This is a genomic window from Aeromonas finlandensis (assembly GCF_000764645.1).
Classification (GTDB): domain Bacteria; phylum Pseudomonadota; class Gammaproteobacteria; order Enterobacterales; family Aeromonadaceae; genus Aeromonas; species Aeromonas finlandensis.
Genome location: NZ_JRGK01000195.1, coordinates 1 through 634 on the forward strand (window position 1 = coordinate 1; position 634 = coordinate 634).

Annotated in this window: 1 protein-coding gene; it reads left to right on the forward strand. The window is 37.4% G+C overall.

The annotated features are described in order from the left end of the window. Positions 1-634 (forward strand): hypothetical protein (locus LD28_RS23425; protein WP_206538755.1); only part of this gene is annotated, 634 nt, incomplete at both ends.

Here is a 634-nt window from a genome sequence, read left to right on the forward strand (position 1 = left end):
GCCTTTCACCTTCTGAGGTTGGGCCATTCGAAATTAAAATCGGCACTTTTGAGATCCTTCGACAAAATGGTAGCCTCCCAGAAAGAATTCATGCCAACCTTAAGGAGAAAGCTGAAAAATATGCTGGCTTGATGGTGTTTAGAGATTCTCTTCGAGTTCTTCCATATGGACGAGTTGATAACGATTTTTTCCAAATTGAAGAGAGACGGTCATATAATGCAGGTCGATATTATTGGTCTAACCGTAGGCTTTTTGGATTTATAGGTATATCTCAATCAAGTAATAGAGGCTTAAAAGATAAATCTGGCCGTGAGGGATTTATAAAAAACCAAGCAGCAAGACAGCTAAAGACTCTAGTATCAGATTTACTAACCGCACTTGCAGATAGATTTTTTGGTGGAAAATCAGAAGAGCGACAAGAGATACTAACCTCACTAAAAAAAGACAAAGAACAACGAAAAATCGCACAACAGAATGCAAGGAAGTCGACTCAAAAAAGTTTCACCCTAGCCCTTAAAAATCAGACCCCATTACTAGATGAATCCTTAAGTAAACTTATCAAATTAAGAGAGCAGCTTAACTCCATTGATAACAATGATATCGACCTTATTAAACATGCCGATACATTATTAAG